Origin of the sequence: Flavobacterium defluvii (genome assembly GCF_900129555.1) — a bacterium.
Lineage (GTDB): Bacteria > Bacteroidota > Bacteroidia > Flavobacteriales > Flavobacteriaceae > Flavobacterium > Flavobacterium defluvii.
Genome location: NZ_FQWC01000006.1, coordinates 123,301 through 148,540 on the forward strand (window position 1 = coordinate 123,301; position 25,240 = coordinate 148,540).

A 25,240-nucleotide genomic window follows, 5' to 3' on the forward strand; every position below is an offset into this window, starting at 1 on the left:
TCAATTTTATTATGTCACAAACCGTACTATCTCTTAAAGAAGTCACTATATATCAAGAAGGAAGAAAAATTATTTCTCATATTAATTTAGATGTTCAGCATGGTGAATTTATTTACATCATTGGAAAAACGGGTTCCGGAAAAAGCAGCTTCTTAAAAACATTGTACGCAGATTTGCCTTTAACTGAAGGTGAAGCACATATTGTCGACTTTGATTTGGCTACTTTAAAAGAAAAAGATATTCCGTATTTGAGACGTAAAATCGGAATTGTTTTCCAGGATTTTAAACTACTACCGGACCGTTCGATTAAAGATAATATGCTTTTTGTTCTAAAAGCAACTGGCTGGACAGAAAAAGAAGCTATGGAATACAAAATCGATGAAGTTCTCGATAAAGTTGGAATGAAAGATTTCCTTAATAAAATGCCGCACCAGCTTTCTGGCGGTGAGCAGCAGCGTGTTGCCATTGCAAGAGCTTTGCTTAACGATCCTGAATTTATCCTTGCCGATGAACCAACAGGAAACCTTGATCCACAGACAAGTTCTGAGGTTTTAGAAGTTTTAAAAACCATCAATGCAAACGGAAAAACGGTTATTATGGCCACTCACGATTATGCATTGTTGATGAAATTCCCTTCTAAAACATTGAAATGCGAAGATGAAAGAATCTTCGAAGTGGTGCAAAGAACAGTGTAATGCTTTCTGTTTTAATTCCGGTTTATAATTATAATGTTTTAGAACTCGTAACCGAACTTGTAAAACAATGTAATTTATGTGGAATTAATTTTGAAATTCTCTGTCAGGACGACGCTTCAAACTCTAAAGAAAATATTCAAAATCAAGAAATTAATTCCTTTTCTAATGGTTCTTTTTTTGTTAATGATACCAATTTAGGAAGAGGAAAAAACATCAATTCTTTAGCCCGAAAAGCAAAATATAACTGGCTTTTAATATTAGATTGCGATACTTTTCCGTCGGATAATAATTTTATTCAAAACTATATTTCTGCACTTTCTGAAAGTGTAAATATTATTTTTGGCGGAATTATTTATGAGGATAAAAAACCGCAAAATGAAAAACTTTTGCGCTGGATTTATGGAAAAGAAAGAGAAACTTCTGCCCTTTTATCTTCTAATTTACTAATCAAAAAAGATATTTTTCTGCAATATCCTTTTGATGAATCGATTACGAAATACGGTTACGAAGATTTGGTTTTTTTCGCTGTTTTGAAGAAAAACAATTTTAACATAAATCAAATTGAAAACCCAACTTTTCATTTAAATCTGGAAACTTCAGAAGCATTTTTAGCCAAAACAAAAACGGCTTTAGAAAATTTGGTTTTACTTTATAATTCGGGAAAAATTTCTTCAGAAGAAAGTAAAATTATTAAAGTTTTTGAACTTCTTAAAAAAGTAAAATTGATTCGTTTTGCAAGTTATGTTTTCAAAAAGAATCAAATAAAAATCGAAAGAAATTTGATTTCTGAAAAACCATCTTTATTCCTTTTTGATATTTATAAACTGGGATATTTTTGTTTTTTGCATTCCAGCAAGATTCTCAATAGTTATTGAGTCTAATTGTTATAATTCTTCTAAAAATGATCTCCACTTCTCCATTATTTTCTCTACAGAATAATTCTCAGAAGAGTGCTTGGCGTTCTTTCCAAACTCCAATCTTAAATCTTCATTTTCAATTAAGGCAGAAAGTTTTTCAATAAACAATAAATCATCATTATCCGGAATCAGAAATCCATTTTTGTTATTTTTAATTATTGCTCTGGGTCCCGTTGGACAATCGAAAGCAATACAAGGTAAACCGGAAGCCATTGCTTCTAATAAAACCATAGGAAAACCTTCAGTTCTGGAAGTCATCACATAAATCGAAGATTCAAGATATTTTTCTTCGATATTTTTCACGAAACTGAAAATATGTATGTTTAAAGTCATTCCTAAATCAACAACAATAGTATTTAAAGAATCAACTTCATCAGTATAAATTTCCAAAGTCCAATCCGGATGTATATCGATTACTTTTTCCCAAATTACTATTAATCGGTCTAATCCTTTTTCATAAGAATTTCGGGCAACGCAAATAACCTTTTTGTTTTTTAAATCTGAAACTAGTTTAGTTTGAATCCAAGATGGATTCGGAATTACAATTCCGTTTTTAACGTTCCATTCTTCTAAATTTTCTTCCGATAAAGCCACAATTTTGGTAAACTTTCGAACACCAAAATCTTTAAATCGATATTTTATTTTTGAAATAAACTTCGATATAAAATCAGATTTTAAAGGATTTTCTTCAATAAATTTAGAACCGTGAATTTCAAAAACAATCGGAATTTTGGTTTTAATTACGAAAGGAAAAATAAAAGCTTTTAAACCATTGTCAGCAACCAAAATTACATGTGGATTAATTTCTTTTACTTTTTGATTTATCTGCTTTTTATAGGCTTTTAAAAACTGAAAAGGATTTCCGTTTAAAATAATATTATGAAAGATAACTTTAGAATTAAAGTCATAAAAAGGCAAATCTTCTGTTTCATTTTGAGATAAAATATGCACTTCATAATTAAAATGTTCTGTAAAATAATTGGCTTTAAGTGATAGAACTCGAGCCACGCCGCCGGCATTTTTTATTTTGGGAACAATGTAAAGGAGTTTCATCTTTTGGAACTCAAAAAGGTTTCATAATCACGAATATAGTCGGTTTCTTCAAAAACATCCGAAGCCAAAACAAGACAGATTGCACCAGAAGAAAAATTCTCTAATTCTCTCCAAATTCCTTTTGGCAAATGAAGGCCAACGTTTGGCTTATTCAAAAGAAAACTCTTTTTGTCTTTTCCGTCATTAACCGTTACTTCAAAACTTCCGCTTAAAGCGATCAAAACTTCATGCTGTTCGATATGCGAATGTCCGCCGCGAAAAGCACTGCTTGGAACATCAAAAAGATAATAAACCCTTTTAAATTCAAACGGTAAAACACCATTTTGAATAAAAGCTAAATTTCCGCTTAAGTCTTCAACAACCGGAATTTTAAGTAATTCTATATCGTGAATTGTTGTCATAATTCGTTTTTCTGCAATAAATTTAACCATTGCTGCCCAATTTTTTCAAGTAAAAAAGGTGCAATGCTGTTCAATGTATTTTCTTCACATTTTTGATATAAGTCTTTATCTGAAACTAATAAATTAATTGCTTCGGTTAGTTTCTCCCAATTTTGATTTTCGACTAAAATACCATTTTCAAAGGAAGAAATCATATCCCTTGGACCAAAATCACAATCAAAAGATACAACGGGAATTTCGCAGCCTAAAGCTTCTAAAATACTATTTGGAAAGCCTTCATTTTTGCTGCTTAAAACTAGAAATTGAGCTTTTTTAAGATACTTAAAAGGATTATTTTGATAACCAATAAGATGTACAAATTGTTCGGTTTTAGATTCTAAAATTGCTTTTTTAAGTTTTGATTCATCTCCATTCCCAACAATTACCAAATGAATTTGTTTTTGCGGTAAATCAGATTTTGCATAACTGGAAATCAGTTTATCAAATTGTTTTATTTCGTTTTCATATTGTCCGACTGCAATTATAAAATCAAAATTGAGATCGATTTCTTCGTTTTGTTTTTCTTTAATTTCTTCAAGATTTAACGGATTATGAATCGTTACAACATTCTTTAAATGATGTTTATTTTCAATCAACGTTTTCATTTCATCGGTAATCGCGACATTGGCCAAACAATGATTGTACATCAATCTTGTTAAAAACGAATTGTTGGGCATGTAATGATCGATCAAAAAACTATGAACCGTAAAAATGGTTTTGGCATTATAAATAAATCGGGCCAAAATTAGTTCCTGAATAATCTTTGTTCTAAAACGAAAATCAATAATAAAATCGAATTTATTTTTATTCAAATACGTTCTCAAAGCTTTTAATCGCTTAATTTTATTGAAAATACCATTACTTTTATTTTTCAATAAACCAAGATTTACCAATTTTCCCGAATACGGAAAACTCACTTCATCGAGAACAATTATAATATCAACCTCAAAACCCTGACGTTCAAAAAAAATAGACAAATTTGCCATTACTTTATCGCTTCCGCCTCCGCTGAGACGATAACCTATTAAAGCAATTTTCTTTTTTTTGTGAGACAATATCATCGACGTTTTCTTATTTTCGTATCAAATATAACTCTTTAAAACAAAATGCAGGATAAATCATTGGTAACCATTATTTGCTTGTGCTACAATCATGAAAATTTTGTTGTAGAAAGTTTAATATCGGCATTAAATCAGGATTATCCTTTTATTGAAGTTATTATTGTTGATGATTTTAGCACCGATAATTCCAGAGAAGTTATTAGAAATTGGCTGACAGATTATCCGCAGATTCAGTTTATTGAAAGCGAAACCAATTTAGGAAGCACAAAATCGTTTAATAAAGCGCTGAAACTGGCTAAAGGTGAATATATTATCGATTTGGCCTGCGATGATATTTTACTGCCAAATTGTGTTTTACTCCAAATAAAAGCTTTTCAGGAAAGCCAATTTAAAAATCTTGGTGCAGTTTACGGAAATGCCGAATTAATTACTGAAAATGGTCAGCACGATTCTTACTATTTTAGTGTAAATGAAGCAAAAAAAACAATTGAAAAACGACAAACCGGAGATATTTATTTAAGCGTAATTTCTGGCGGAAACAGTATTTGTTCGGTCTCTTCGATGGTTAAAAAATCTGTTTTTGATGATTTAAAAGGTTATGATGAAAATCTTGCTTATGAAGATCTGGACTTTTGGATTCGTGCGTCACGCAAATATAATTTTGATTTTATTGATGAAATCCTGATTCAGAAAAGAATATCTACAGCTTCTTTTGGAACTCATTTTTATCTTAAAAACGATTCAAGATCTAAAAAGATAAATTATTCTACTTATTTGATTATCAAAAAAGCAATCAAATTAAACAGAACAAAACAAGAACATAAAGCTATTTTAAAACGAATGCATTTTGAACTTATTCTGGCTTTTAAAACTTCGAATTTTAAATTGTTTTTTAAATATATTGTATTAGAGTTTAAACAAAGAATTAAAATAATTTAAAAATAAAAAAATCCGTTTAATCCGTGTTTTCGCGATAGCGAATCTGTTAAATCCGTGTTCCATTTTGTACGCAGAAAAAACGGATTTACTTCGTAAAAACACGGATTTAAACGGTTTTAATGTTTTTCTTTAAATCGTTAGAAAATCATCTAATTGCTGTTTTTCTCCCTGCCAGTCTCTCGAAATATTATTTCTAATTAATTTGGCAGGAACGCCGCCTATCAGAATATTTTCGCCAAGCGAAGTATAATCCTTTGTTGCTAAACTATTGGATGCAATTGTACAAAAATCAGGTGTTTTTGTTCCTTTCATTATAGAAACTCTGTTACTCATAAAATTATAATTTCCGATAAAAATTGGCGCTGACTTTGGCAGTTTGTCTCCAGTTTGCGTATCAATTAAATCGTGAAAATTAGTGTCAATAATTTGGCATTCAGATCCAAAACGGGCATAATCTCCCAAAACGATTTTTTCACTACAAATTAATTTTCCGGCGGAAGCCATCGAAGCCATATTTCCTAATGCGCAAACGGCATTTTCTCCAACAAAAACAAAGCAATCTTTACCAAATTGAAATTTTCCTTTGAATATTAATTTTCCTAAAATATTAATTTCTGCAATTCCTTTGTGTGCTTTATTTAGTTCGTAAGGCTGACCAAAACCAATCATTCCTTTTTGAATTTTTCCGTCGATTTGAATATCACCTTTTATGGAACTAAATTTTACTTTTCCGTAAAAGAAAACAGGAAGTTTTTTGGCAGTTTGAAAAGGCAGTTTTTTAAAATTAAAATACAACGTTTTTGTCCAGTTTACTTTGCAGTAAAACCGGAATTTATGATAAAATGAACGGCATTTTCTATAACTATTCTGAATCATTTTTATCTTTTTTTCGCTGAACAAATGACGTAAATATTTCGCTTAAATTGATCTTTTTATGAATTTGGCTAATGCTGAAAAGAATTGAAATTAAAACTACAACAATCATTAATCCAAATTTTAAAACCGGATTTGTAATGTACTGAATCAAAAATGCTGAAGCAGAAATTGCAATGCAAATTGAATATATTTTATAAAACTGATTTTCAAAATAAAAGCTATATCGCTTTTTGGTTATCATTTTTAGTCCAATAAAATGTATCAAAAAATACAAACTGAAACTAATTCCCAAACCTTCTAAACTGTAAAAATAATATCCTAAAATATTTAACATCAAAAACAAAACATTAAAACCAATGGCAGTTTTAACGAACATTTTCGAGTCGCCTTTGGCAATTAAAATAAATCCCATTGACCAGGAAACGGCTCGAAACAACATTCCTATAATCCCAATACTTACCATTGGGATTATTTCGTAAAATTTTGAAGTATAGATAATTTTTACAATCAAAGGACTGAATGCCAGAAACAAAACAATAATGGGCATTATAATTAAAACAGAAACATAAGCCTGTTGTTCGACACTTTCTCTAATTTTTTCATTATCAGAATTAATCGCAGAAAGTTTCGGAAAATAATCGGTACTCATTACCGTAAAAATAATTCCGACATACGAGTTTAATAATGTAAAACCGGCATTGTAAAAACCAACTTGTTCAAAACCTCCTGTTTTTCCAACATAAATTTGAACTAAATAAGTCGACAACAATGTTAAAACACTGCTTATTGTGAGCATAAAACCCAATTTTACGATCAGTTTTCCTTCTAATAAAAGTGCTGAATTTGGTATTTTTTCTTTTTCAATTTTAATTTTATTCGAATAATAAAAGGAAAAAATCAAGGATGAAAAAGAAGTAATAATTATGGTGGGAAGTATGGCATCAATTTTCAAAAAATAATATAACGGAATTGAAAAAAGAAGTCCGAAAAGATTTCCGTATAAATTGGCCTTTGCTAAAAAACGAAAAGATCGTAAACCTTGTAAAACTGCCAATTGACCTGAACTTAATAATTTAAACAAAACAGTAACCGAAAGAATTGCAAAAGAAAAAGTTTGATCAGGATTTCCAAACGTGATGATACTTAAAGCTTTTGAAAAAACAAAAGTTAAAACCATTCCTAAAATCCCGGTAAAAAAAACAATCTTTTTTACGGTTTGAATCGTTTTTGAAACCGTTTTTAAATCTTCATTTTTATAATTTTCAGAAATGTTTTTTACAGCGCTGGTTTCAATTCCCAAACCAGAAATACTGCTTAAAACTCCCAAAGTAGAATTTAATAAAGCTATAATTCCCATTCCGGCCGGGCCTATAAAAACAGCTATTAATTTGGTACGGATAATGGATATTAAAATCGAAAAAAACTGAACTCCGCCAAAAAGCGAAGTTGTTTTTAAAATTTGCTGATATGATTTTTTATCAGACACGAATTAATATTTGTTTAAAATTTCGATAATAAAATCAACTTCCGTTTCGGTTAAAACCGGACTTATTGGTAAACTTAAAACTTCGTTATGAATTTTCTCTGTTACAGGAAATGACAAATTATTCCAGTCAGGAAATGCTTTTTGTTTGTGTGGTGGTACCGGATAATGAATAACAGTCTGAATATTATTTTGGGTTAAATAATCTTGCAGATTTTCTCTGTTTTCTGTTCGGATAACAAATAAATGAAAAACATGATTATCTGAATAATCCCAAAATGGTAGTATTATTTTATTGTTTTTAATTTCAGATAAATATCGTTTGGCAATTGCTTTTCGTTTGGTATTGTCTGTATCTAAATTGGGTAATTTCAAATTTAAAAATGCGGCCTGCAATTCATCTAATCTTGAATTCACACCAACAAAATCGTTATAATATTTTTTCTCTGAACCATAATTTCGAAGTGAAAAAAGCACTTTTGCCAACTCAGAATCGTTTGTTGTTATTGCTCCGCCATCGCCTAAACAACCAAGATTGCTTCCCGGATAAAAACTAAATGCACAAGCACTTTGTAGCTCTTCGACTTCGCTCAGAGTGACATGTGTATTAATTGGAATTTGGTTTTTAAAATTTTGGAATTTTAAAACTCCATGAGATTGTGCACAATCTTCAACTACAATTAGATTATTTTCTATTGCAATTTCATTTATTTTATCCATTTCAGCCAATTGTCCGTACAAATGAACGGCTAAAATTGCCTTTGTTTTTGAGGTTATTTTTTCCTGAATTAAATCGGGATTTATGTTGTAGGTTTCTAATTTTGGTTCAACTAAAACAGGAACTAAATCTGCCTGCAAAATGGCTAAAATACTGGCAATGTAGGTATTTGCGGGAACAATTATTTCGTCGCCTTTTTTGAGTTTTCCTAATTGTATATAACCTTTAAAAATCAATACTAAAGCATCGAAACCATTTCCAACTCCTATGCAGTATTTGGTTTGGCAGTATTCGGCGAAAGCCTTTTCAAATATTTCTGTTTCTTTTCCTAAAATGTACCAGCCGCTTTCTAAAACTGATTTCAGTTTTTCCTGAAAAGCAGTTTCATACGGTTCGTTTATCTTTTTTAGGTCCAGAAATGATATCATTTTATAGCAATTTTATAAAAATCCTGATTGTAAACAGCGCAGCCAAGTTCTTCTTTTTGTTTCAAAAGTCCTGAACTATAACCTGATTCGTTTTCTTCATTTACAATTCCCATATCAAAAAATTGTTTTCCTTTTCGTTTGTATTTGTGAATCAGATTAATGAATAAAAAATCGAGCGCCCTGAATTCTTCACCAATTTTTGAAGTTGCGCCATATTGTGATTTTACTACATTTTCTGTTTCAAAAATGGTAATTCCGGCAATAATTTCTTCATTTTTGTAAACTGAAAATTGTTTGATATTTTGAGGGAAATTTTGCTTTAAAAGTGTTATTTCTTCTTTGGTATGAACTGGTTTTGCATTGAATTTTTCCAACAATCTTGGTTCTAAAATCTCGTTCCAAAATGGTTTAAAATCTTGTTCTTCAACAACATCCAAATCGAGATTTTCAATTCTTCTGAAATGTTTTAATTTACTTTTAGAAATTTGAAGAGGCGATTGTAAATTAACAGCCAGATTCATTTCTTTTCGTTCTGAAATGGCATTTCTTTTAAAAAGGAAAAAATCCATTTCCCGGTTTCCTTTCGGGAAATAAAAATCCGGAATAGGTTTGTAATAAAAAGTTTCTATTTTATTTTCTTTTAAAAAATATAAAACAGAATCTAAAATGGCTTCAACTTTTTCAGCATTTAATTTTGAAAGGTAAACCAAACCTCCATAAGTAAGTCCCTGATGCGAGTGAATTTCGTTTCCTTTTTTATTTGCAGGAAGAACAGCTCGTAATTTTTCTTCTTCAAAAATTAAAAGCGAAAAATCTTCAAAACGATCTTTATGATATTCCATAAAATCACGATGAAACAAAAATGTTGCATTTTTGGCCTGACTGATAAAATCATTCCAAATTTGATAGTCATTTTGATCGTATTTTTTTACGGTGTATTTCATATTATTTATGCTCGAAAGCACGCAGATACCATTTGTATTTTACGGCCAATAAGCGAATAGAAATTATTACTACAGAGGTTACAAGATACAAAACATCATCTTCTAAATTTAATTTTCGAAGTCCGAAGAACACAATTCCTCCAAAAATACAGATTGTAGCATAAATCTCTTTTCTAAAAACAGTTGGGATTTCGTTACACAAAATGTCTCTGATTACTCCGCCAAAACAAGCTGTCATCGTACCTAATGCAACACAAATTACGGGATGTAAACCCGTTGTAATTCCTTTTTCGAGACCTATTAAAGTAAAAACGCCTAAACCAATTGTATCAAACAAAAAGAGAGAAGTTCTCAATTTATCAAACTTTTTCCTGAAAATAATTGCCAGAAAAAAACCTAAAATAATAACATAAACATATTGAAGATTCATCATCCAGCCAACCGGAGTTCTTCCAATTAAAACGTCGCGAAGCGTTCCGCCGCCAACAGCGGTTACAAAGGCAATGATAAAAACTCCAAACGGATCGAGTCTTTTATGCATTGCTGTTAATGCGCCTGACATTGCAAATGCCATCGTTCCGATAATATCTAATAAGTGAAACATTTTTTTAAGGTTCTAAGCAAATAAGATTCTAATTTGCAAAGGTTTAATTTAGTTCTAAGAAAATTTACATGTGTTGTGTGTAAAAATTGTAATCTTTTAAGATTACTCTAATAAAATCACTGTTATTTCCGGATTGATTTTTAATTCCGATTACGCTTTCGATTTTGGCAACCAGTTTATAAATAATTTCATGGTCATTTTTTGCCAAAGCATTTTGATATGTCTCTTTAATAATTCTCATATCATTATCTGATAATTTAATTACCAAAGGATAAGTTGGCACATAAGCTTCGCCAATATCTTCAAGAATTGTATGACTAATGTTGATTTTATTTTTTAACGTAATAACGGCTGTTCCGGCGGCCATATCGCCTAATCGCTGTGATTTTTTGCTGGACGAAACCGAAATTAAAGCTACAAGACCGTTGAAAATACTGAAATCAATTATTCTAAAAAACCATCGAATTAAATAATCACCAAAACCAGCCTGATAACCATCAATTTTTACCACTTTTATTTTGACTATTTTTTTTCCGAATGACTGTCCTTCAAAAATGCTTTCTAAAGTTATCGAGTAAATAATTAGCGGAAAAAATAATATTAAAAAAATTGCGCCTCTTGACCATGTATCTAAACCATCCATCCATCTCTCTATGTTCAGCCATGAAAAAAACACCCAAATAATGAGAAAAATATACGCGATTTTAATACCAGCATCTATCAAATAAGCTCCTAATCGCTCGCCCACAGAAGCAGCAATAAAATTTATTTTAACATTTTGTGTTGTGTTAATAGATAATTCTGACATATTTTATATTTTAGCCCTCAATGAGAGAAATTGCATTTATAAAACAAAATAAAGAAAAATGGCTGGAATTTGAGCTAGCTATTTTTGGTAAAGCTAAGAAAAATCCTGACGAATTAGCAAATTTGTACATTCAATTAATGAATGACCTTTCTTATGCGCAAACTTATTACCCTAAAAGTAAGACAGTTGTCTATTTAAATCATTTGGCTTCGCAGATTTATCAAAAAATCTATAAAACGAAACGAACGGAAAAAAACAGAATTGTTGAGTTTTTTAAAATCGAAGTTCCGCTTTTGCTGTTTGAATACAAAAGATATCTTATGTATGCTTTTATACTCTTTTTTGCCACTGTTGCAATGGGTGTAGTTTCAGCACGTTATGATCAAAATTTTGTGCGATTGATTTTGGGCGACGATTATGTAAATATGACTTTGGAAAACATTAAAAAAGGAAATCCGGTAGCCGTTTACCAATCTGGATCAAACTGGGGAAGTTTTATTGGCATTACGATGAACAATCTTTACGTAGGCGCAAGATGTTATATGTACGGGATTTTTGCGGGAGTTGGAACTTTTTATGTATTTCTTCAAAACTCTTTAATGCTGGGATCTTTCCAATATTTTTTTTACGAACAAAATGTATTCTGGGAAAGTGTACGCGGTATCTGGATTCATGGTGCAATGGAAATTTTTGGCATTGTAATCGAATCGGCGGCAGGATTTATTCTGGGTGCTTCTATTTTGTTTCCAAAGACATTTTCGAGAATGAATTCTTTTAAAATTGGTTTTAAAAACAGTTTTAAAATATTCCTGAGTACTTTTCCTTTTACAATCGGTGCCGGATTTCTTGAGGGTTTTATTACCCGATATTCGATTGATATGCCAATTTGGTTAAGCAGTTTTATAATATTATTTACTTTAGGAATAATTTCATTTTATTACTTGGTTTATCCTTCAATTGTTTACAAAAAAGTACATAAATTACCAGCCAAACAGAATTAATTAAACCAGTAATGAATAAAATTTTATTTATTTTATCTTTTTTCCTTTTCTGCACAATTTCGAATGCGCAGGATTCTCTGATTACAGAAGATCCTCCGAAAATAGCTTCTGTAAAATATACCGAAAAAGATATTCATATTGATTCGGACACAATTAAAGCAAAAACTTTTTCAAAAAATTACAAAAAGAAATATACCGGTTCTGAGTTTGTTTACGAATACAAAGCGCCTGAAAAAGGACTTTGGGAACGTTTTAAAGACTGGCTGGCAAGTATTTTTAGAGGTTTGTTTTCAATGAGTTCAACCGAGGCTTCTTTAAACTTTGTTTCTATCTTAATTAGAATCATTGCCGTTTTAGGTATTATTTTATTGATTTACTTAATTGTTAAGGCAATAATTAACAAAGAAGGACAATGGATTTTTGGCAAAAACTCACAAAAAAGAACAGTCTATTATTCTGATATTGAAAAAAACATCCATCTCCTGGATTTTGAAAAAGTAATAAAAGAAAGTCTTGAAGCCGGAGAAAAACGAGCGGCGATTCGTTACTATTATCTTTGGCTGTTAAAAATAATGGCTCAGAATAATTATATCGAATGGGATATCGAAAAAACAAATTCTGATTATTTATACGAACTTCAAAATCCAAAACACAGAGACGAATTTACTTATTTATCATATCTGTATAATTACATTTGGTATGGTGAATTTGAAATTGATGAAATCACTTTCAACAAAGCACAAAACAGATTTAAGAATGCAATAAAAACCTTTAGTTAATGAGTAAAAGTATTAAAATATACATTTCTGTTCTGGTTCTTATTTTTATCTTAATTCTAGTTTCAGATTATAATAAACCAAAACCAATTGATTGGCGCCCAACTTATTCTGTCAACGACAAAATACCTTTTGGGTTATATGTTTTTGATAAAGAAATTGGCGGTATTTTTAAGAAACAAAAAATTCAAAGAATCTCGAATGTAACACCTTATGAGTTCTTAGATTCAAAATACGATGAAGATTCATTGGTAGAAACTTACACTGTGAAAGGAACTTTTGTGAATGTTTCTGCACAGAATAATATTGACGATCAGTCGATGAAAGAAATTATGTACTTCGTTTCACACGGAAATAATGCTTTCCTGAGTATGGTCAATTTTCCACAGCCTTTATTAGACAGCTTAAAAATAGCATACACATCAAATTTTCATCCAATGGACAGCTCTTATGTCTGGATGGCAAATAAAAACCTGAGCAAAAAAGCCTATAAATCGACAAGTGAAATTGTAGATTATTTTACAAAATTTGATACATTAAACACAACAGTTTTAGGATATCACGGAAATCCAAAAAAGAAGAAAAACGTTAATTTTATAAAAGTACCTTACAAAAACGGAAATTTCTTTCTGCACATACATCCTGTGGCTTTTACGAATTATAATATGCTGAAAAAAGACCGTTACGAATATGCCGAAAATGTACTTTCATATATTCCAAAAGGAGATATTTTTTGGTATACTAAATTGGAGACAGATGAAAATGTTTCGAGATCACCGCTTCGCTATATCATGAGCCAGCCGGCATTAAAATGGGCATGGTATTTATTTATCATCGGAATGCTTATTTTTATGATTTTTAATGCTAAAAGAAAGCAGCGAATAGTTCCAATTTTAGAGCCATTACCTAATTTAACAGTCGATTTTACCAAAACAATCGGAAATTTGTATTATCAGGAAGGCGATCATACCAACATAATTGATAAAAAAATCATTTATTTCCTAGAGAAAATTAGAACCGAATATTTAATCGATACCACAAAACTGGATGATGTTTTTGTGACCAAACTGCATCACAAAACAGGAAAAAATGAAAAAGATATTCAGGAATTGATATTCTTAATTAATGAACACAGAAACAGTTACCACGATAGTATCGAAGAGGATTTAATTCGAATTAATAATGCAATAGAAAAAATTTTACACTAAAAAAATAAAACTCAATCAGATAAAATATACCAAACATGGACGATATTAATACACCAGAAACAGAAATCACAAACGAAAATGTGAATTTTGAAACCAGAATAAATTTGACACCGCTTTTAGATCACGTAAATGCGATTAAAAAAGAAATCGAAACTGTAATTGTAGGGCAGCATAAAATGGTCGATCAGCTTTTGGTTGCCATTTTATCAAACGGACACGTTTTACTGGAAGGTGTTCCCGGAGTTGCCAAAACTATTACGGCAAAATTACTGGCAAAAACATTAAATATTGGCTTTAGCAGAATTCAGTTTACACCAGATTTAATGCCTTCTGATATTTTAGGAACATCTGTTTTCAACCTAAAAAGTTCAGAATTTGAATTTAAAAAAGGTCCAATCTTTTCTAATTTAATTTTAATTGATGAGATAAACCGTGCGCCAGCAAAAACACAGGCTGCACTTTTTGAAGTTATGGAAGAACGCCAGATTACGATTGATGGTTCTGGATATAAATTAGAAACCCCTTTTCTTGTAATTGCAACGCAAAATCCAATTGAGCAGGAAGGAACTTACCGTTTGCCGGAAGCACAATTAGACCGTTTTTTATTCAAAATCACAATTGATTATCCAAAATTAAACGAAGAAATCCTGATTATTCAGAGAGAACATTTATTGCAGGATCATGGAAAATTAGAAGCCATTCAAACACTTCTTTCTTCTGCAGAAATAAATCAATATCAGGCTCTTGTAAAACAAATTAGAGTTGAACAAAACTTATTAGAATACATTGCCCGAATTGTTGTAAACACGCGCGAAAACGCATTTTTGTATTTAGGAGCTTCGCCTCGTGCTTCGATTGCTATTTTGAATGCAGCAAAAGGCTTTGCAGCAATCCGCGGACGCGATTTTGTTACGCCTGAAGATATTAAAGAAGCCGCAATTCCGGTTTTACAACACCGTGTTATTGTAACTCCAGAGCGAGAAATGGAAGGAATTACAAGTTCTGAAATTATTAAACAAATTATCGAAACTGTAGAGATTCCTAGATAATAAAAAAGTTATGAGTTATGATTTTTGGGTTATAAGTTAACCTGAAACCTGAAACCTGAAACCTGAAACTTGAAACTTGAAACCTGAAACTATAAAAAACAGTGAAATTCATAAAAAGCCTTTACCTCAACAACTTTTTCTTCTATGTGCTTTTGGGCATTATAGCATTATTTATCTGTGCTTTTATTTTTCCGAATTTGTACAATGCAGTTTGGTTTATTGTATTGGTTTTATTCACTTTTTTAGGGTTGGATATTTTACTTTTATACCTTGCCAGAACAGGAATTGAAGCCGAAAGAATTGCACCCGAAAAGCTTTCAAACGGAGATTTAAATGCGATAAATATCCAAATAAAAAACCATTATACTTTTCCAATTTTGGTAAAGATAATTGATGAAATTCCGTTTCAATTTCAGATTCGCGATTTTAAACTTGTAAAAAAATTAAAAGCATCTGAAGAAAAAGAATTTGGATATGAACTTCGCCCAACAGAACGCGGCGAATACCATTTTGGTTATTTAAATGTGTATGTTTCTTCTCCATTACGATTAATTTCGAGAAGATTTTCTTTTGCAAAAGATCAAATGGTACCGACTTATCCGTCGTATATTCAATTAAGAAAATACGATTTACTGGCTTTTTCTAACAATTTATACCAATACGGAATTAAGAAAATCCGCCGAATTGGTCATACCATGGAATTTGAACAAATTAAAGAATATGTTCAGGGCGACGATCTTAGAACTTTAAACTGGAAAGCCACAGCAAAAAAAAATGCGTTGATGGTAAATCAGTTTCAGGACGAAAAATCGCAGTCTGTTTATTTAGCAATCGATAAAGGCCGTGTAATGCAAATGCCTTTTGACGGTTTAAGTCTATTAGATTATGCGATAAATTCGACCTTGGTTTTAGCAAATGTAATTCTGAAAAAACAAGATAAAGCCGGAATTTTTGCTTTTTCTAAAAAAGTAGAAAACAGAGTTTTTGCAGAAAGAAGAGGTTCACAAATGCAAAAAATTCTTGAAACTTTATACAACATCAAAACAGACTTTTTCGAAAGCGATTACAGCCGATTATATGTTGACATCAAAAAAAATATCAATCAGAGAAGTTTAATTATTCTGTATACCAATTTTGAAACAATGGACGGTTTAAATCGTCAGCTTCCTTATTTAAAAGGAATTGCTAAAAGTCATTTACTTGTTGTTGTCTTTTTCCAAAACACAGAATTAAATGCAATCATCAATAAAAAAACCGACACTATTCAGGAAGTTTACGATAAAGTAATTGCCGAAAAATTCATGTTTGAAAAACGTCTTATTGCAAACGAACTTAAAAAATACGGAATCCATTCGGTTTTAACTCAGCCTGAGAATTTGACTTTAGATGCTATTAATAAGTATTTGGAGATTAAAGCGAGAGGGATTTTGTAGTTTTTATTGCTTGTTAAGTAATGGTTATATTTAAAAATAGAAAATAAGTTCATTTAAATTATTGATTAGTTTTGAATATCAAATAACTTCAAAATCTTTAAAAAATGAAAAAATTACTTCTTATTTTATTCATTTTAACCAGCTTATTTTCTTCTGCACAAAAAACAGAAAACATCATTATCATTACTACAGATGGTTTTAGATGGCAGGAAGTTTTTAAAGGATTAGACACAGCAATTGCCAACGATAAAAAATTCAATCAGGGAGACAGTACATATATTTATAAAAAATATTCAGGCGAAGATTTTGGTTCATCACGTAAAAAACTCATGCCTTTTTTGTGGTCTGAAATTGTTTCAAAAGGACAAATTTATGGCAATCGAGATCTTGGAAACAAAGTAGATGTTGCAAATCCATATTGGTTTAGTTATCCGGGATATAGTGAAATCATGACCGGAAATGTTGATGTTCAGATAAATTCTAATGGTTATAAACCTAATCCAAACATAAATGTTTTAGAATTTCTGAATAAGCAGCCAAAACTAAAAGGTAAAGTTGCGGCCTTTGGTGCATGGGACGCTTTCGATAGAATTTTAAATGAAGAAAGAAGCGGTTTTCCGGTAATTTCTGCTTTTGACAATGTGGGCGGAAACAAACCTACAATGACTCAAAAGCTTCTAAATGAAATGCGTAATAATTCATTTAAGCCTTTTTATGAAGATGAATGTCTGGATGTTTTTACCCATTATGAAGCATTAGACGAACTTAAAACCAAGAAACCAAAAGTATTATATATTTCTTACGGAGAAACCGACGAATGGGCACATCATGGCCATTACAGATCCTATCTTGACGCCGTAAATCAGGTTGATAAATGGATTAAAGAAATCTGGGATTTTGTACAAAATGATCCTCAATATAAAAACAAAACTACTTTATTTATTACTGTAGATCACGGCCGCGGCGACAAAGTAAAATCGCAATGGACAGATCACGGAGCTGATATTGCCGGTGCGTCGCAAATTTGGTTTGCCGTAATGGGACCTGAAATAGCTTCAAAAGGCGAAATCAAAACAGATTCTCAAATTTATCAAAAACAATTTGCCCAGACTATTGCAAAAATTATGGGTTACAATTTCACAACAGATCATCCTGTTAAAAATGAAGTAAAAGAAGTTTTTGAGAAATAGTTTTTTTTGCCACGAACTCACGAATTATTTAATTTTGAAATCAATCTAAAATTCGAGAATTCGTGGCGAAAAAATTTTACAGCTAAACCCACAAGGTTTTAAAAACCTTGCAGGAAGAAAAAATCTCAGTACCTTAGCGCCTTAGAATCTTAGTAGCTAAAAAAAAATGAAACAAATAACTTCAGTTCAAAATCCGTTTATAAAATCACTTGTTTTACTGCAGGAAAAAGCAAAAGCAAGAAAACAAACCGGAACATTTTTAATTGAAGGACAACGCGAAATCTCTTTAGCTGTAAAAGGAGGTTACGAAATTGAAACCGTTTTATTTTTACCGGAATTAGTTACTGAAAATCAGATAAAAAACCTTGTTTCTTCATCAGTTCAGCTAATCGAAATTAACAAAGAAGTTTATCAAAAACTCGCATATCGCGACACTACAGAAGGCATTTTGGCTGTAGCCAAAACCAAATCTCTTAAATTATCTGATTTAAAATTATCTGAAAATCCCTTAATTTTAGTGGCCGAATCTCTTGAAAAACCAGGAAACATTGGTGCCGTTTTACGCACTGCCGATGCTGCAAATCTCGATGCAGTTTTAATTGCAGATCCAAAAAGCGATTTATACAATCCGAATATTGTGCGTTCCAGTGTTGGCTGCTTATTTACCAATCAAATCGCAACCGGAACATCTGAAGAAATTATTGCTTTTTTAAAAGAAAAAAAGATTAGTTTCTACAGCGCTACTTTACAAAATTCAACTTCATATCATACACAAAATTTCACAACTCCAACTGCTTTAGTAGTGGGTACAGAAGCTACAGGATTAACGCAGAAATGGCGTGATGAAGCAACACAAAACATCATTATCCCAATGCAGGGAGAAATTGACAGTATGAATGTTTCGGTCGCTGCAGCTATTTTAATTTTTGAAGCAAAAAGACAGAGAGGGTTTTGATTTTTGAGTGCAGATTTTTGAGTGCAGATTTTAGATTTTCTGTAAATCGCTGCGCTCTTTTTTGGAATTTGGGATTTAAAAAATTGGAATTTATTTTCAATGATCTTTTTTGTCAGGCTGAGCGAAGTCGAAGCCTTTTTATACAAGGAAAAAATCTAAAATTATACCTTCAAAAATCTACAATTTAAAATCTAAAATCTACAATAGTAAAACCTTGTGTATGTTCGAACTTATTCTTATTTTTAGTACTTGAATATGCCGTTATGACAGAAATAGATATAGAAAAAGAAAACAAAGCAATTGCGCACGAATACAAGGAATTATTACGAATTAGTTACCAGACTTTAACTCCAGCCGATAAAAAATTAATTCGGAAAGCTTTTGATGTTGCCGTTGATGCTCACAAAGAACAAAGACGTAAATCTGGCGAGGCGTATATCTTTCATCCTATTGCAGTTGCAAAAATTGTTGCCTCAGAAATTGGTCTGGGTGCGACCTCTATCGCCGCGGCTTTACTTCACGATGTTGTCGAAGATACTCCTATTACGGTAGAAGATATTGAGCGTTTGTTCAATCCAAAAGTAGCTCAATTAGTCGAAGGTTTAACTAAAATTTCATTAGTTCAAAAAGATTTAAATGCATCGATGCAGGCAGAGAATTTCAGAAAAATGATTCTAACCCTCAACGATGATGTACGCGTAATTTTGATAAAACTTGCCGATCGTCTTCACAATATGCAGACAATGGATTCGATGGCGGAATACAAACAGACTAAAATCGCATCTGAAACACTTTATATCTACGCTCCTCTAGCCCATCGTTTGGGACTTTATAATATCAAAACTAAACTTGAAGATTTAGGTTTAAAATATACTGAACCAGCTGTTTATGATGATATTGTAAGCAAAATTAGAGAAACAAAAGAAGAACAGGATGCTTACATAAAAGACATTTCGGATGTTTTAAAGAAATCCCTTGATGCTGAAAATATAGATTATATTATAAAAGGGCGTCCAAAATCAATTTATTCAATTCGTCGTAAAATGCGTGCACAAAACGTAACTTTCGACGAAGTCTATGATAAATTCGCGCTTAGAATTGTTTATAAATCAGATCCGCATGATGAAAAATTCATCGCCTGGAAAATATATTCTATCGTAACCGATCATTACAGACCGAGTCCCAGCCGTTTGCGTGACTGGATTTCATCTCCAAAATCTACTGGTTATGAAGCACTTCACATAACAGTAATGGGTCCAAAAGGACGTTGGGTCGAAGTTCAGGTTCGAAGCGAACGTATGGATGAAATTGCAGAAAAAGGTTACGCAGCACATTACAAATATAAAAATGGAGCAAGTGAAGAAAGTGGTCTTGATACATGGCTGAACCTTCTTCGTGAAGCGCTGGAAAACCCGGAAACCAATGCCGTAGATTTTGTTGAAGATTTCAAAATGAATTTATATTCAAAAGAAATCTTTGTGTTTACGCCAAAAGGTGAAATCAAATCACTTCCAAAAGGTGCAACATCACTGGATTTTGCTTTCAGTATTCACTCTGAAATTGGAATTAAAACCAGAGGAACCCGTGTCAATGGGCGTCTTGTTCCTTTAAATCACGAATTAAAAAGCGGTGACCAGGTTGAAGTCATTACATCAGCAAACCAAAAACCTACGGTAAACTGGCTGGAATATGTAACGACTTCAAGAGCTAAAAATAAAATTAAAAATGTTCTTAACGAGAACACCAAAAAAATTGGCGAGGAAGGGAAAGAATTACTTACCCGAAAACTTAAACATTTAAAAATTACACTTAACGAACAAGTTACAAACGAATTAGTTAACTTTTTCAAACTAAAAACCAGTTTAGATTTATTTTACAGAGTTGGAATTGGTGCGATTGAAAATCAGCAGTTAAAGGATTACGCAGCTCAAAAAGGAAATACGTTTATCAATTTCTTTAAAAATAAAATTAAAAGAAACAAAGATACAACCGCTGCCGAGGACATTCACAAACCAGTCATTAGTAGTAATTACGACATGCTGGTTTTTGGTACTGAACATGACAAGCTCGATTATAAACTTTCGCAATGCTGTAATCCAATTCCGGGCGATGATGTGTTTGGTTTTGTAACTATCAACGAAGGAATAAAAGTTCATAAAAAAGACTGTCCAAACGCTATTGGAATGCAGTCAAATTACGCATACAGAATCATGAGCGCCAAATGGATTGATTCTTCTCAGGAAGAATTTAAAGCCATTATTAATATTACCGGAATGGACGTTTTAGGACTTACCAATCAGTTGACCCGTGTAATTTCGAATAATATGAGCGTTAATATTCAAAGTATTTCATTGAGTACAGATGCGGGAATTTTTCACGGACAGATTGCCGTTATTGTTCAAAACAACACTATTTTAAAGAAAATGATCAATGCCATTAAAAAAATTGACGGTGTTGATAAGGTTACGAGAGAGTACAGAACCTAACTTTTTAGGGAAACTATAAGAATTTTGTAACTAAACTTTAAACCCGAAACTTTTATTCATTAAAAATAAAAAATTATCTTTGCCGGATATGACACTTATTTCAACTGACAACACTAAGAATCAAGAAATTGTAAAAAATGTTTTTACAATGTATCTTGAACAAAAAGGGCATCGCAAAACTCCTGAGCGTTATGCTATACTTCAGGAAATTTACGATAGCGAGGAGCATTTTGATATAGAAAACCTATACATCAAAATGAAAAACAAAAACTACCGTGTGAGCAGGGCTACGCTTTACAACACGATCGAGTTATTGTTAGACTGCGCTTTGGTTAGAAAACATCAATTTGGACAAAATCAGGCTTACTACGAAAAATCATATTTTGATAAACAGCACGATCACATCATTATGACTGATTCGGGTGAAGTAATTGAATTTTGCGATCCAAGAATTCAAACCATCAAAAAAACTATCGAAGAGATATTTGATATTGAAATTACAAATCATTCGCTTTATTTCTACGGAAACAAAAAGCAGAACTCATAGTCTAAAAAAGACTTTTTCAAAAAATTAAAAAAAAAAGAAAATTAACTACATAATCAGTAGGGCAGCCTCGATTGTCCTAACGCAAATTAAAACAGAATGACCGTAGATTTATTACTAGGATTACAATGGGGAGATGAAGGTAAAGGAAAAATTGTTGACGTTCTTACCTCAAATTATGATATTATTGCACGTTTTCAGGGAGGACCAAATGCAGGACATACATTAGAATTTGACGGAATTAAGCACGTACTTAGAACTATTCCTTCTGGAATTTTCCATAAAAATTCAGTAAATATTATCGGGAATGGAGTTGTGATTGATCCGGTAGTTTTCCAAAAAGAAATCGAAGGTTTAGAAAAATTCAACCTTGACATTAAAAGTAAACTAATCATTTCTAGAAAAGCACACTTAATTTTACCAACTCACCGTTTACTTGATGCTGCATCTGAAGCATCAAAAGGAAAAGCTAAAATTGGTTCTACTCTTAAAGGAATTGGACCAACTTATATGGACAAAACGGGTAGAAACGGTTTACGTGTGGGTGATATTGAATTAGAAGATTTTAAAGATCGTTACAGAGCTTTGGCTGATAAACACGAAGCAATGATCGCTTTTTATGATGTTAACATTCAATATAATTTAGCAGAACTTGAAAAAGAATTTTTCGAAGCTATCGAAGAATTAAAAAAATTAGATTTTATTGATAGTGAAGAATACATGCACCAGGCTCAAAAAGCAGGAAAATCAATTCTTTGCGAAGGAGCTCAGGGATCATTATTAGATGTTGATTTCGGAACTTATCCTTTTGTAACTTCATCAAACACAACTGCTGCCGGAGCTTGTACTGGTTTAGGAATTGCGCCTAACAAAATCAAAGAAGTTTACGGAATTTTTAAAGCTTATGTTACCCGTGTAGGAAGCGGACCTTTCCCAACTGAACTTTTTGACGAAGTTGGTGCTACAATGGCAAGAGTTGGAAACGAATTTGGATCTGTAACAGGAAGACAAAGACGTTGCGGATGGTTAGACCTTGTAGCTTTAAAATATGCTGTTCAGGTAAATGGAGTTACGCAGTTAATGATGATGAAAGGTGATGTTCTTTCTGGATTTGAAACTTTAAAAGTTTGTACTGAGTACAACTACAAAGGGCAAAATATTTCTCACTTTCCATACAACATTGAACCAGAAAATGTTACTCCGGTTTACAAAGAATTTAAAGGATGGAAACAAGATTTAACTGGCTTGACAACTTATGATGAATTGCCAATTGAGCTAAAAGAATATATTGAGTTTATTGAGAAAGAAATCGAAGTGCCAATCAAAATTGTATCGGTTGGGCCAGACAGAAAGCAGACAATAACAAAATAATACACTTAAACGCTCTGATAATCAGAGCGTTTTTTTATGCAAATTTTTTCCTTATGAAAAATCCAGAAGTTCAAATTAAAGAAACTAAATTACTATCAGACAATTGGTATATCCTGAACAGAGTTACTTTTGATTATAAAAAAGAAAACGGAATAACTGAAGTTCATACTCGTGAAGTTTATGACCGTGGAAATGGCGCCGGAATCTTATTGTATAATTCAGCTAAAAAGACTGTTATTTTAACGCGTCAGTTTCGTCTTCCGACTTTCCTAAACGGAAATAAATCCGGGATGATGATAGAAGTCTGCGCCGGACTTTTAGACAAAGATAATCCTGAAACTGCTATTATTCGCGAAACCGAAGAAGAAACTGGTTACCGCATAAAAAAAGTGCAAAAAGTGGTAGAAACGTATATGTCTCCGGGTGCCGTAACTGAAATTTTATACCTTTTTGTTGGAGAATATGACGAAAGCATGAAAGTAAGCGAAGGCGGCGGACTCGATGCTGAACAGGAGAATATTGAAGTTCTGGAATATACTTTTGATCAGGCTTATGCCATGATTGAATCTGGCGAGATTACCGATGCAAAAACAATTTTGTTACTACAGCATGCAAAAATTAAAGGTTTGATATAGTTTTTTGAGTATTTTTAGGTTCTAAAAACTTAAAAATGCTCAAATCTATACTATTATTTTTTTTGTTTTTTCCGTTGCTTTTAATTTCTCAAAATGAAAAATTATCGGTTGAAAAACTACAACAAGATCTTTTTGTTTTTAAAGAAATTAGAGAAAAAGCGAACTCGGGAATTTATAAATACCGAACCAAACCACAAATAGACAGTATTTATTCCTGGGCATTTTCGCAGATAAAACAACCCAAAACTCTACTTGATTTCTATAAAATCATTTTAAAAATTACTGATTTTGAAGGAAGCCTGCACAATGATACAACGCTGCCTGATGATTTTCAAACAAAATATTCATCAGGAAATGTTTTCTTTCCTTATCCTGTAAAACTTATTGAAAATAAATTAGTTATTAATTTTCAGAATAGCGAAATTCCGCTGGGTTCTCAAATTCTCAGTATAAACAAAATCGAAACTTACAAGCTATTAAAAGACTTTGAGAAATATTACACAACCGACGGTTATAACATTACCGGAAAATCAATTGGAATTGGAAGTTCTTTTGCTAAATATTTTGAAATGGAATATGGACCGCAAAATAAATTTACGATAGAATATTTCCTTCCAAATAAAACTAAAAAACTAAAAAAAACTATTGCAGCAGTTTCTAATGAAATTAGAAAACAGAATTTTAAAAACAGACATTCACTTTCTCTAGACAGCTTACAATACAGCAGAGCAAAAAATAAATATTCATTCAGAATTATTTCAAAAAATACGGCTTTACTTTCTGTTCATACTTTTGTAATTGGACGAAATGCAAAAGACAAAGAACACCTTGTATACAAAAAATATCTCGACAGCTGTTTTGACTATCTTTCTAAAAATAATGAAATAAAGAACTTAATAGTTGATGTAAGAAACAATGGCGGGGGTACCGATCCAAACGACATTGTTACTTTTTCTTATCTCGCACAAAAACCATATCGTGAAAATGCTTTTGCTTATGTCAATTTTCAGGAAATTCCTTTTGCTGAATATTTAGTTTATGAAGAAACTGAACTGCAGAAAAAACAGGAAGAGAAAAAAGATTTTGAAGACGAATTGAAAGAAGAGTTTCCAAAACAGGAAAAAGGAAAATATATTCAGGATGAAAAATTTAATCAGTTATTACAGCCAGATAAAAACAATTTTAAAGGACAAGTCTATTTATTAATAAGTCCGCGAATAGCTTCTGCCGGATCTCTTTTTGCGTCTTTAGTTACCGGAAACACAAATGCAATTGTTATTGGAGAAGAAACAATGGGCGGTTATTTTGGACATAACGGCCACACTCCTATCGAATACGAATTGCCAAACACAAAAATAAAGACACAGTTTTCTATCGTAAATCTTGAGCAAGATGTTCCGAAAAAAACCAATCAGATTTTTGGAAGAGGAATTATTCCGGATCATGAAGTTAAACAGACTTTTGAAGATTTCATGCAAAATAGAGACATACAAATGGAATATACTTTGAAATTAATTGAGTAGAAATAAAATGAATATTTTGGTGAAAAATTCATTTTAAAAATTAAAACCAAACTATTGCATATCATAAAAATCTAATTTAGAATTATTATTCTTAAAAACAAAA

Annotated in this window: 24 protein-coding genes; 15 read left to right on the top strand and 9 right to left on the bottom strand. The window is 31.6% G+C overall.

Annotation, left to right across the window (positions count from 1 at the left end; all coding sequences use genetic code 11):
- The first annotated feature begins 11 nt into the window (after positions 1 to 11).
- Complete coding sequence (locus BUC29_RS14130; protein ID WP_073416825.1) at positions 12 to 695, top strand: cell division ATP-binding protein FtsE; 684 nt, start codon at positions 12 to 14, stop codon at positions 693 to 695.
- Positions 695 to 1,570 carry a glycosyltransferase family 2 protein gene (locus BUC29_RS14135; protein WP_073416826.1) on the top strand — a complete coding sequence of 292 codons (876 nt, stop codon included), beginning with the start codon at positions 695 to 697 and terminating at the stop codon, positions 1,568 to 1,570. Before BUC29_RS14130 ends, BUC29_RS14135 begins: the two co-directional genes overlap by 1 nt.
- Positions 1,571 to 1,579: 9 nt before the next feature.
- Here the strand turns inward: BUC29_RS14135 and BUC29_RS14140 are convergent, their stop codons facing one another.
- From BUC29_RS14140 to BUC29_RS14150, 3 genes are read right to left on the bottom strand one after another with little or no spacing between them, the layout of a single operon-like run.
- Positions 1,580 to 2,665: a glycosyltransferase family 4 protein gene (locus tag BUC29_RS14140; protein WP_073416827.1), complete on the bottom strand. Its 1,086-nt coding sequence runs from the start codon at positions 2,663 to 2,665 to the stop codon at positions 1,580 to 1,582.
- Positions 2,662 to 3,066, bottom strand: coding sequence for a sugar 3,4-ketoisomerase (locus BUC29_RS14145; RefSeq protein ID WP_073416983.1), 405 nt, complete (start codon positions 3,064 to 3,066; stop codon positions 2,662 to 2,664). Before BUC29_RS14145 ends, BUC29_RS14140 begins: the two co-directional genes overlap by 4 nt.
- A complete protein-coding gene (locus BUC29_RS14150) occupies positions 3,063 to 4,160 on the bottom strand; it encodes a glycosyltransferase (protein WP_073416982.1) in 1,098 nt (365 codons plus the stop codon). The genes BUC29_RS14145 and BUC29_RS14150 overlap by 4 nt, the downstream gene beginning before the upstream one ends.
- A 51-nt stretch (positions 4,161 to 4,211) precedes the next feature.
- Between BUC29_RS14150 and BUC29_RS14155 the strand changes: the two genes are divergently transcribed.
- Positions 4,212 to 5,105, top strand: a complete 894-nt coding sequence (locus tag BUC29_RS14155; protein ID WP_073416828.1) for a glycosyltransferase — start codon at positions 4,212 to 4,214, stop codon at positions 5,103 to 5,105.
- 129 nt (positions 5,106 to 5,234) lie between these two features.
- Here the strand turns inward: BUC29_RS14155 and BUC29_RS14160 are convergent, their stop codons facing one another.
- From BUC29_RS14160 to BUC29_RS14185, 6 genes are all read right to left on the bottom strand, one after another.
- A complete protein-coding gene (locus BUC29_RS14160) occupies positions 5,235 to 5,981 on the bottom strand; it encodes an acyltransferase (protein WP_073416829.1) in 747 nt (248 codons plus the stop codon).
- Positions 5,968 to 7,467 carry an O-antigen translocase gene (locus tag BUC29_RS14165; protein WP_073416830.1) on the bottom strand — a complete coding sequence of 500 codons (1,500 nt, stop codon included), beginning with the start codon at positions 7,465 to 7,467 and terminating at the stop codon, positions 5,968 to 5,970. Before BUC29_RS14165 ends, BUC29_RS14160 begins: the two co-directional genes overlap by 14 nt.
- A 3-nt stretch (positions 7,468 to 7,470) precedes the next feature.
- Positions 7,471 to 8,610, bottom strand: coding sequence for a DegT/DnrJ/EryC1/StrS family aminotransferase (locus BUC29_RS14170; protein WP_073416831.1), 1,140 nt, complete (start codon positions 8,608 to 8,610; stop codon positions 7,471 to 7,473).
- On the bottom strand, positions 8,607 to 9,554 hold the full coding sequence (locus BUC29_RS14175) for a FemAB family protein (protein WP_073416832.1): 948 nt from the start codon (positions 9,552 to 9,554) through the stop codon (positions 8,607 to 8,609). Before BUC29_RS14175 ends, BUC29_RS14170 begins: the two co-directional genes overlap by 4 nt.
- Before the next feature lies 1 nt (position 9,555).
- Positions 9,556 to 10,158, bottom strand: a complete 603-nt coding sequence (locus BUC29_RS14180; protein ID WP_073416833.1) for a trimeric intracellular cation channel family protein — start codon at positions 10,156 to 10,158, stop codon at positions 9,556 to 9,558.
- Between the two features lie 64 nt (positions 10,159 to 10,222).
- Positions 10,223 to 10,966, bottom strand: a complete 744-nt coding sequence (locus BUC29_RS14185) for an RDD family protein (protein WP_073416834.1) — start codon at positions 10,964 to 10,966, stop codon at positions 10,223 to 10,225.
- 20 nt (positions 10,967 to 10,986) lie between these two features.
- On the opposite strand from BUC29_RS14185, the gene BUC29_RS14190 reads away from it, so the two are divergent.
- The 12 genes from BUC29_RS14190 to BUC29_RS14250 all read left to right on the top strand — a co-directional run bounded on the left by BUC29_RS14190 (position 10,987) and on the right by BUC29_RS14250 (position 25,137).
- On the top strand, positions 10,987 to 11,967 hold the full coding sequence (locus BUC29_RS14190) for a stage II sporulation protein M (RefSeq protein WP_073416835.1): 981 nt from the start codon (positions 10,987 to 10,989) through the stop codon (positions 11,965 to 11,967).
- Between the two features lie 11 nt (positions 11,968 to 11,978).
- On the top strand, positions 11,979 to 12,746 hold the full coding sequence (locus BUC29_RS14195; RefSeq protein WP_073416836.1) for a DUF4129 domain-containing protein: 768 nt from the start codon (positions 11,979 to 11,981) through the stop codon (positions 12,744 to 12,746).
- Positions 12,746 to 13,951, top strand: coding sequence for a DUF4350 domain-containing protein (locus BUC29_RS14200; RefSeq protein ID WP_073416837.1), 1,206 nt, complete (start codon positions 12,746 to 12,748; stop codon positions 13,949 to 13,951). Before BUC29_RS14195 ends, BUC29_RS14200 begins: the two co-directional genes overlap by 1 nt.
- A 35-nt stretch (positions 13,952 to 13,986) precedes the next feature.
- A complete protein-coding gene (locus tag BUC29_RS14205; protein WP_073416838.1) occupies positions 13,987 to 15,000 on the top strand; it encodes an AAA family ATPase in 1,014 nt (337 codons plus the stop codon).
- Between the two features lie 101 nt (positions 15,001 to 15,101).
- Positions 15,102 to 16,433 carry a DUF58 domain-containing protein gene (locus BUC29_RS14210; RefSeq protein ID WP_073416839.1) on the top strand — a complete coding sequence of 444 codons (1,332 nt, stop codon included), beginning with the start codon at positions 15,102 to 15,104 and terminating at the stop codon, positions 16,431 to 16,433.
- A gap of 104 nt (positions 16,434 to 16,537) precedes the next feature.
- Positions 16,538 to 17,623 (top strand): alkaline phosphatase family protein, encoded by a 1,086-nt coding sequence (locus BUC29_RS14215; RefSeq protein ID WP_073416840.1) that lies wholly within the window; start codon positions 16,538 to 16,540, stop codon positions 17,621 to 17,623.
- Positions 17,624 to 17,789: 166 nt separating this feature from the next.
- Complete coding sequence (locus BUC29_RS14220; RefSeq protein WP_073416841.1) at positions 17,790 to 18,578, top strand: TrmH family RNA methyltransferase; 789 nt, start codon at positions 17,790 to 17,792, stop codon at positions 18,576 to 18,578.
- A 263-nt stretch (positions 18,579 to 18,841) separates the two neighbouring features.
- Positions 18,842 to 21,064 (top strand): RelA/SpoT family protein, encoded by a 2,223-nt coding sequence (locus BUC29_RS14230; protein ID WP_073416843.1) that lies wholly within the window; start codon positions 18,842 to 18,844, stop codon positions 21,062 to 21,064.
- A gap of 88 nt (positions 21,065 to 21,152) precedes the next feature.
- Positions 21,153 to 21,611, top strand: coding sequence for a Fur family transcriptional regulator (locus BUC29_RS14235; protein WP_073416844.1), 459 nt, complete (start codon positions 21,153 to 21,155; stop codon positions 21,609 to 21,611).
- Positions 21,612 to 21,707: 96 nt separating this feature from the next.
- Positions 21,708 to 22,979, top strand: coding sequence for an adenylosuccinate synthase (locus tag BUC29_RS14240; RefSeq protein ID WP_073416845.1), 1,272 nt, complete (start codon positions 21,708 to 21,710; stop codon positions 22,977 to 22,979).
- 53 nt (positions 22,980 to 23,032) lie between these two features.
- Positions 23,033 to 23,614 (top strand): NUDIX domain-containing protein, encoded by a 582-nt coding sequence (locus tag BUC29_RS14245; RefSeq protein ID WP_073416846.1) that lies wholly within the window; start codon positions 23,033 to 23,035, stop codon positions 23,612 to 23,614.
- A gap of 35 nt (positions 23,615 to 23,649) precedes the next feature.
- Positions 23,650 to 25,137 carry a S41 family peptidase gene (locus BUC29_RS14250; protein WP_073416847.1) on the top strand — a complete coding sequence of 496 codons (1,488 nt, stop codon included), beginning with the start codon at positions 23,650 to 23,652 and terminating at the stop codon, positions 25,135 to 25,137.
- Positions 25,138 to 25,240 lie beyond the last annotated feature (103 nt).

Coding starts and splice junctions, on each gene's coding strand:
- BUC29_RS14200 (WP_073416837.1), top strand. CDS start 12,746: ATGAGTAAAAGTATTAAAATATACATTTCTGTTCTGGTTCTTATTTTT.
- BUC29_RS14205 (WP_073416838.1), top strand. CDS start 13,987: ATGGACGATATTAATACACCAGAAACAGAAATCACAAACGAAAATGTG.
- BUC29_RS14155 (WP_073416828.1), top strand. CDS start 4,212: ATGCAGGATAAATCATTGGTAACCATTATTTGCTTGTGCTACAATCAT.
- BUC29_RS14130 (WP_073416825.1), top strand. CDS start 12: ATGTCACAAACCGTACTATCTCTTAAAGAAGTCACTATATATCAAGAA.
- BUC29_RS14245 (WP_073416846.1), top strand. CDS start 23,033: ATGAAAAATCCAGAAGTTCAAATTAAAGAAACTAAATTACTATCAGAC.
- BUC29_RS14160 (WP_073416829.1), bottom strand. CDS start 5,981: ATGATTCAGAATAGTTATAGAAAATGCCGTTCATTTTATCATAAATTC.
- BUC29_RS14145 (WP_073416983.1), bottom strand. CDS start 3,066: ATGACAACAATTCACGATATAGAATTACTTAAAATTCCGGTTGTTGAA.
- BUC29_RS14230 (WP_073416843.1), top strand. CDS start 18,842: ATGACAGAAATAGATATAGAAAAAGAAAACAAAGCAATTGCGCACGAA.
- BUC29_RS14170 (WP_073416831.1), bottom strand. CDS start 8,610: ATGATATCATTTCTGGACCTAAAAAAGATAAACGAACCGTATGAAACT.
- BUC29_RS14190 (WP_073416835.1), top strand. CDS start 10,987: ATGAGAGAAATTGCATTTATAAAACAAAATAAAGAAAAATGGCTGGAA.
- BUC29_RS14140 (WP_073416827.1), bottom strand. CDS start 2,665: ATGAAACTCCTTTACATTGTTCCCAAAATAAAAAATGCCGGCGGCGTG.
- BUC29_RS14240 (WP_073416845.1), top strand. CDS start 21,708: ATGACCGTAGATTTATTACTAGGATTACAATGGGGAGATGAAGGTAAA.
- BUC29_RS14185 (WP_073416834.1), bottom strand. CDS start 10,966: ATGTCAGAATTATCTATTAACACAACACAAAATGTTAAAATAAATTTT.
- BUC29_RS14235 (WP_073416844.1), top strand. CDS start 21,153: ATGACACTTATTTCAACTGACAACACTAAGAATCAAGAAATTGTAAAA.
- BUC29_RS14220 (WP_073416841.1), top strand. CDS start 17,790: ATGAAACAAATAACTTCAGTTCAAAATCCGTTTATAAAATCACTTGTT.
- BUC29_RS14135 (WP_073416826.1), top strand. CDS start 695: ATGCTTTCTGTTTTAATTCCGGTTTATAATTATAATGTTTTAGAACTC.
- BUC29_RS14250 (WP_073416847.1), top strand. CDS start 23,650: ATGCTCAAATCTATACTATTATTTTTTTTGTTTTTTCCGTTGCTTTTA.
- BUC29_RS14175 (WP_073416832.1), bottom strand. CDS start 9,554: ATGAAATACACCGTAAAAAAATACGATCAAAATGACTATCAAATTTGG.
- BUC29_RS14215 (WP_073416840.1), top strand. CDS start 16,538: ATGAAAAAATTACTTCTTATTTTATTCATTTTAACCAGCTTATTTTCT.
- BUC29_RS14180 (WP_073416833.1), bottom strand. CDS start 10,158: ATGTTTCACTTATTAGATATTATCGGAACGATGGCATTTGCAATGTCA.
- BUC29_RS14195 (WP_073416836.1), top strand. CDS start 11,979: ATGAATAAAATTTTATTTATTTTATCTTTTTTCCTTTTCTGCACAATT.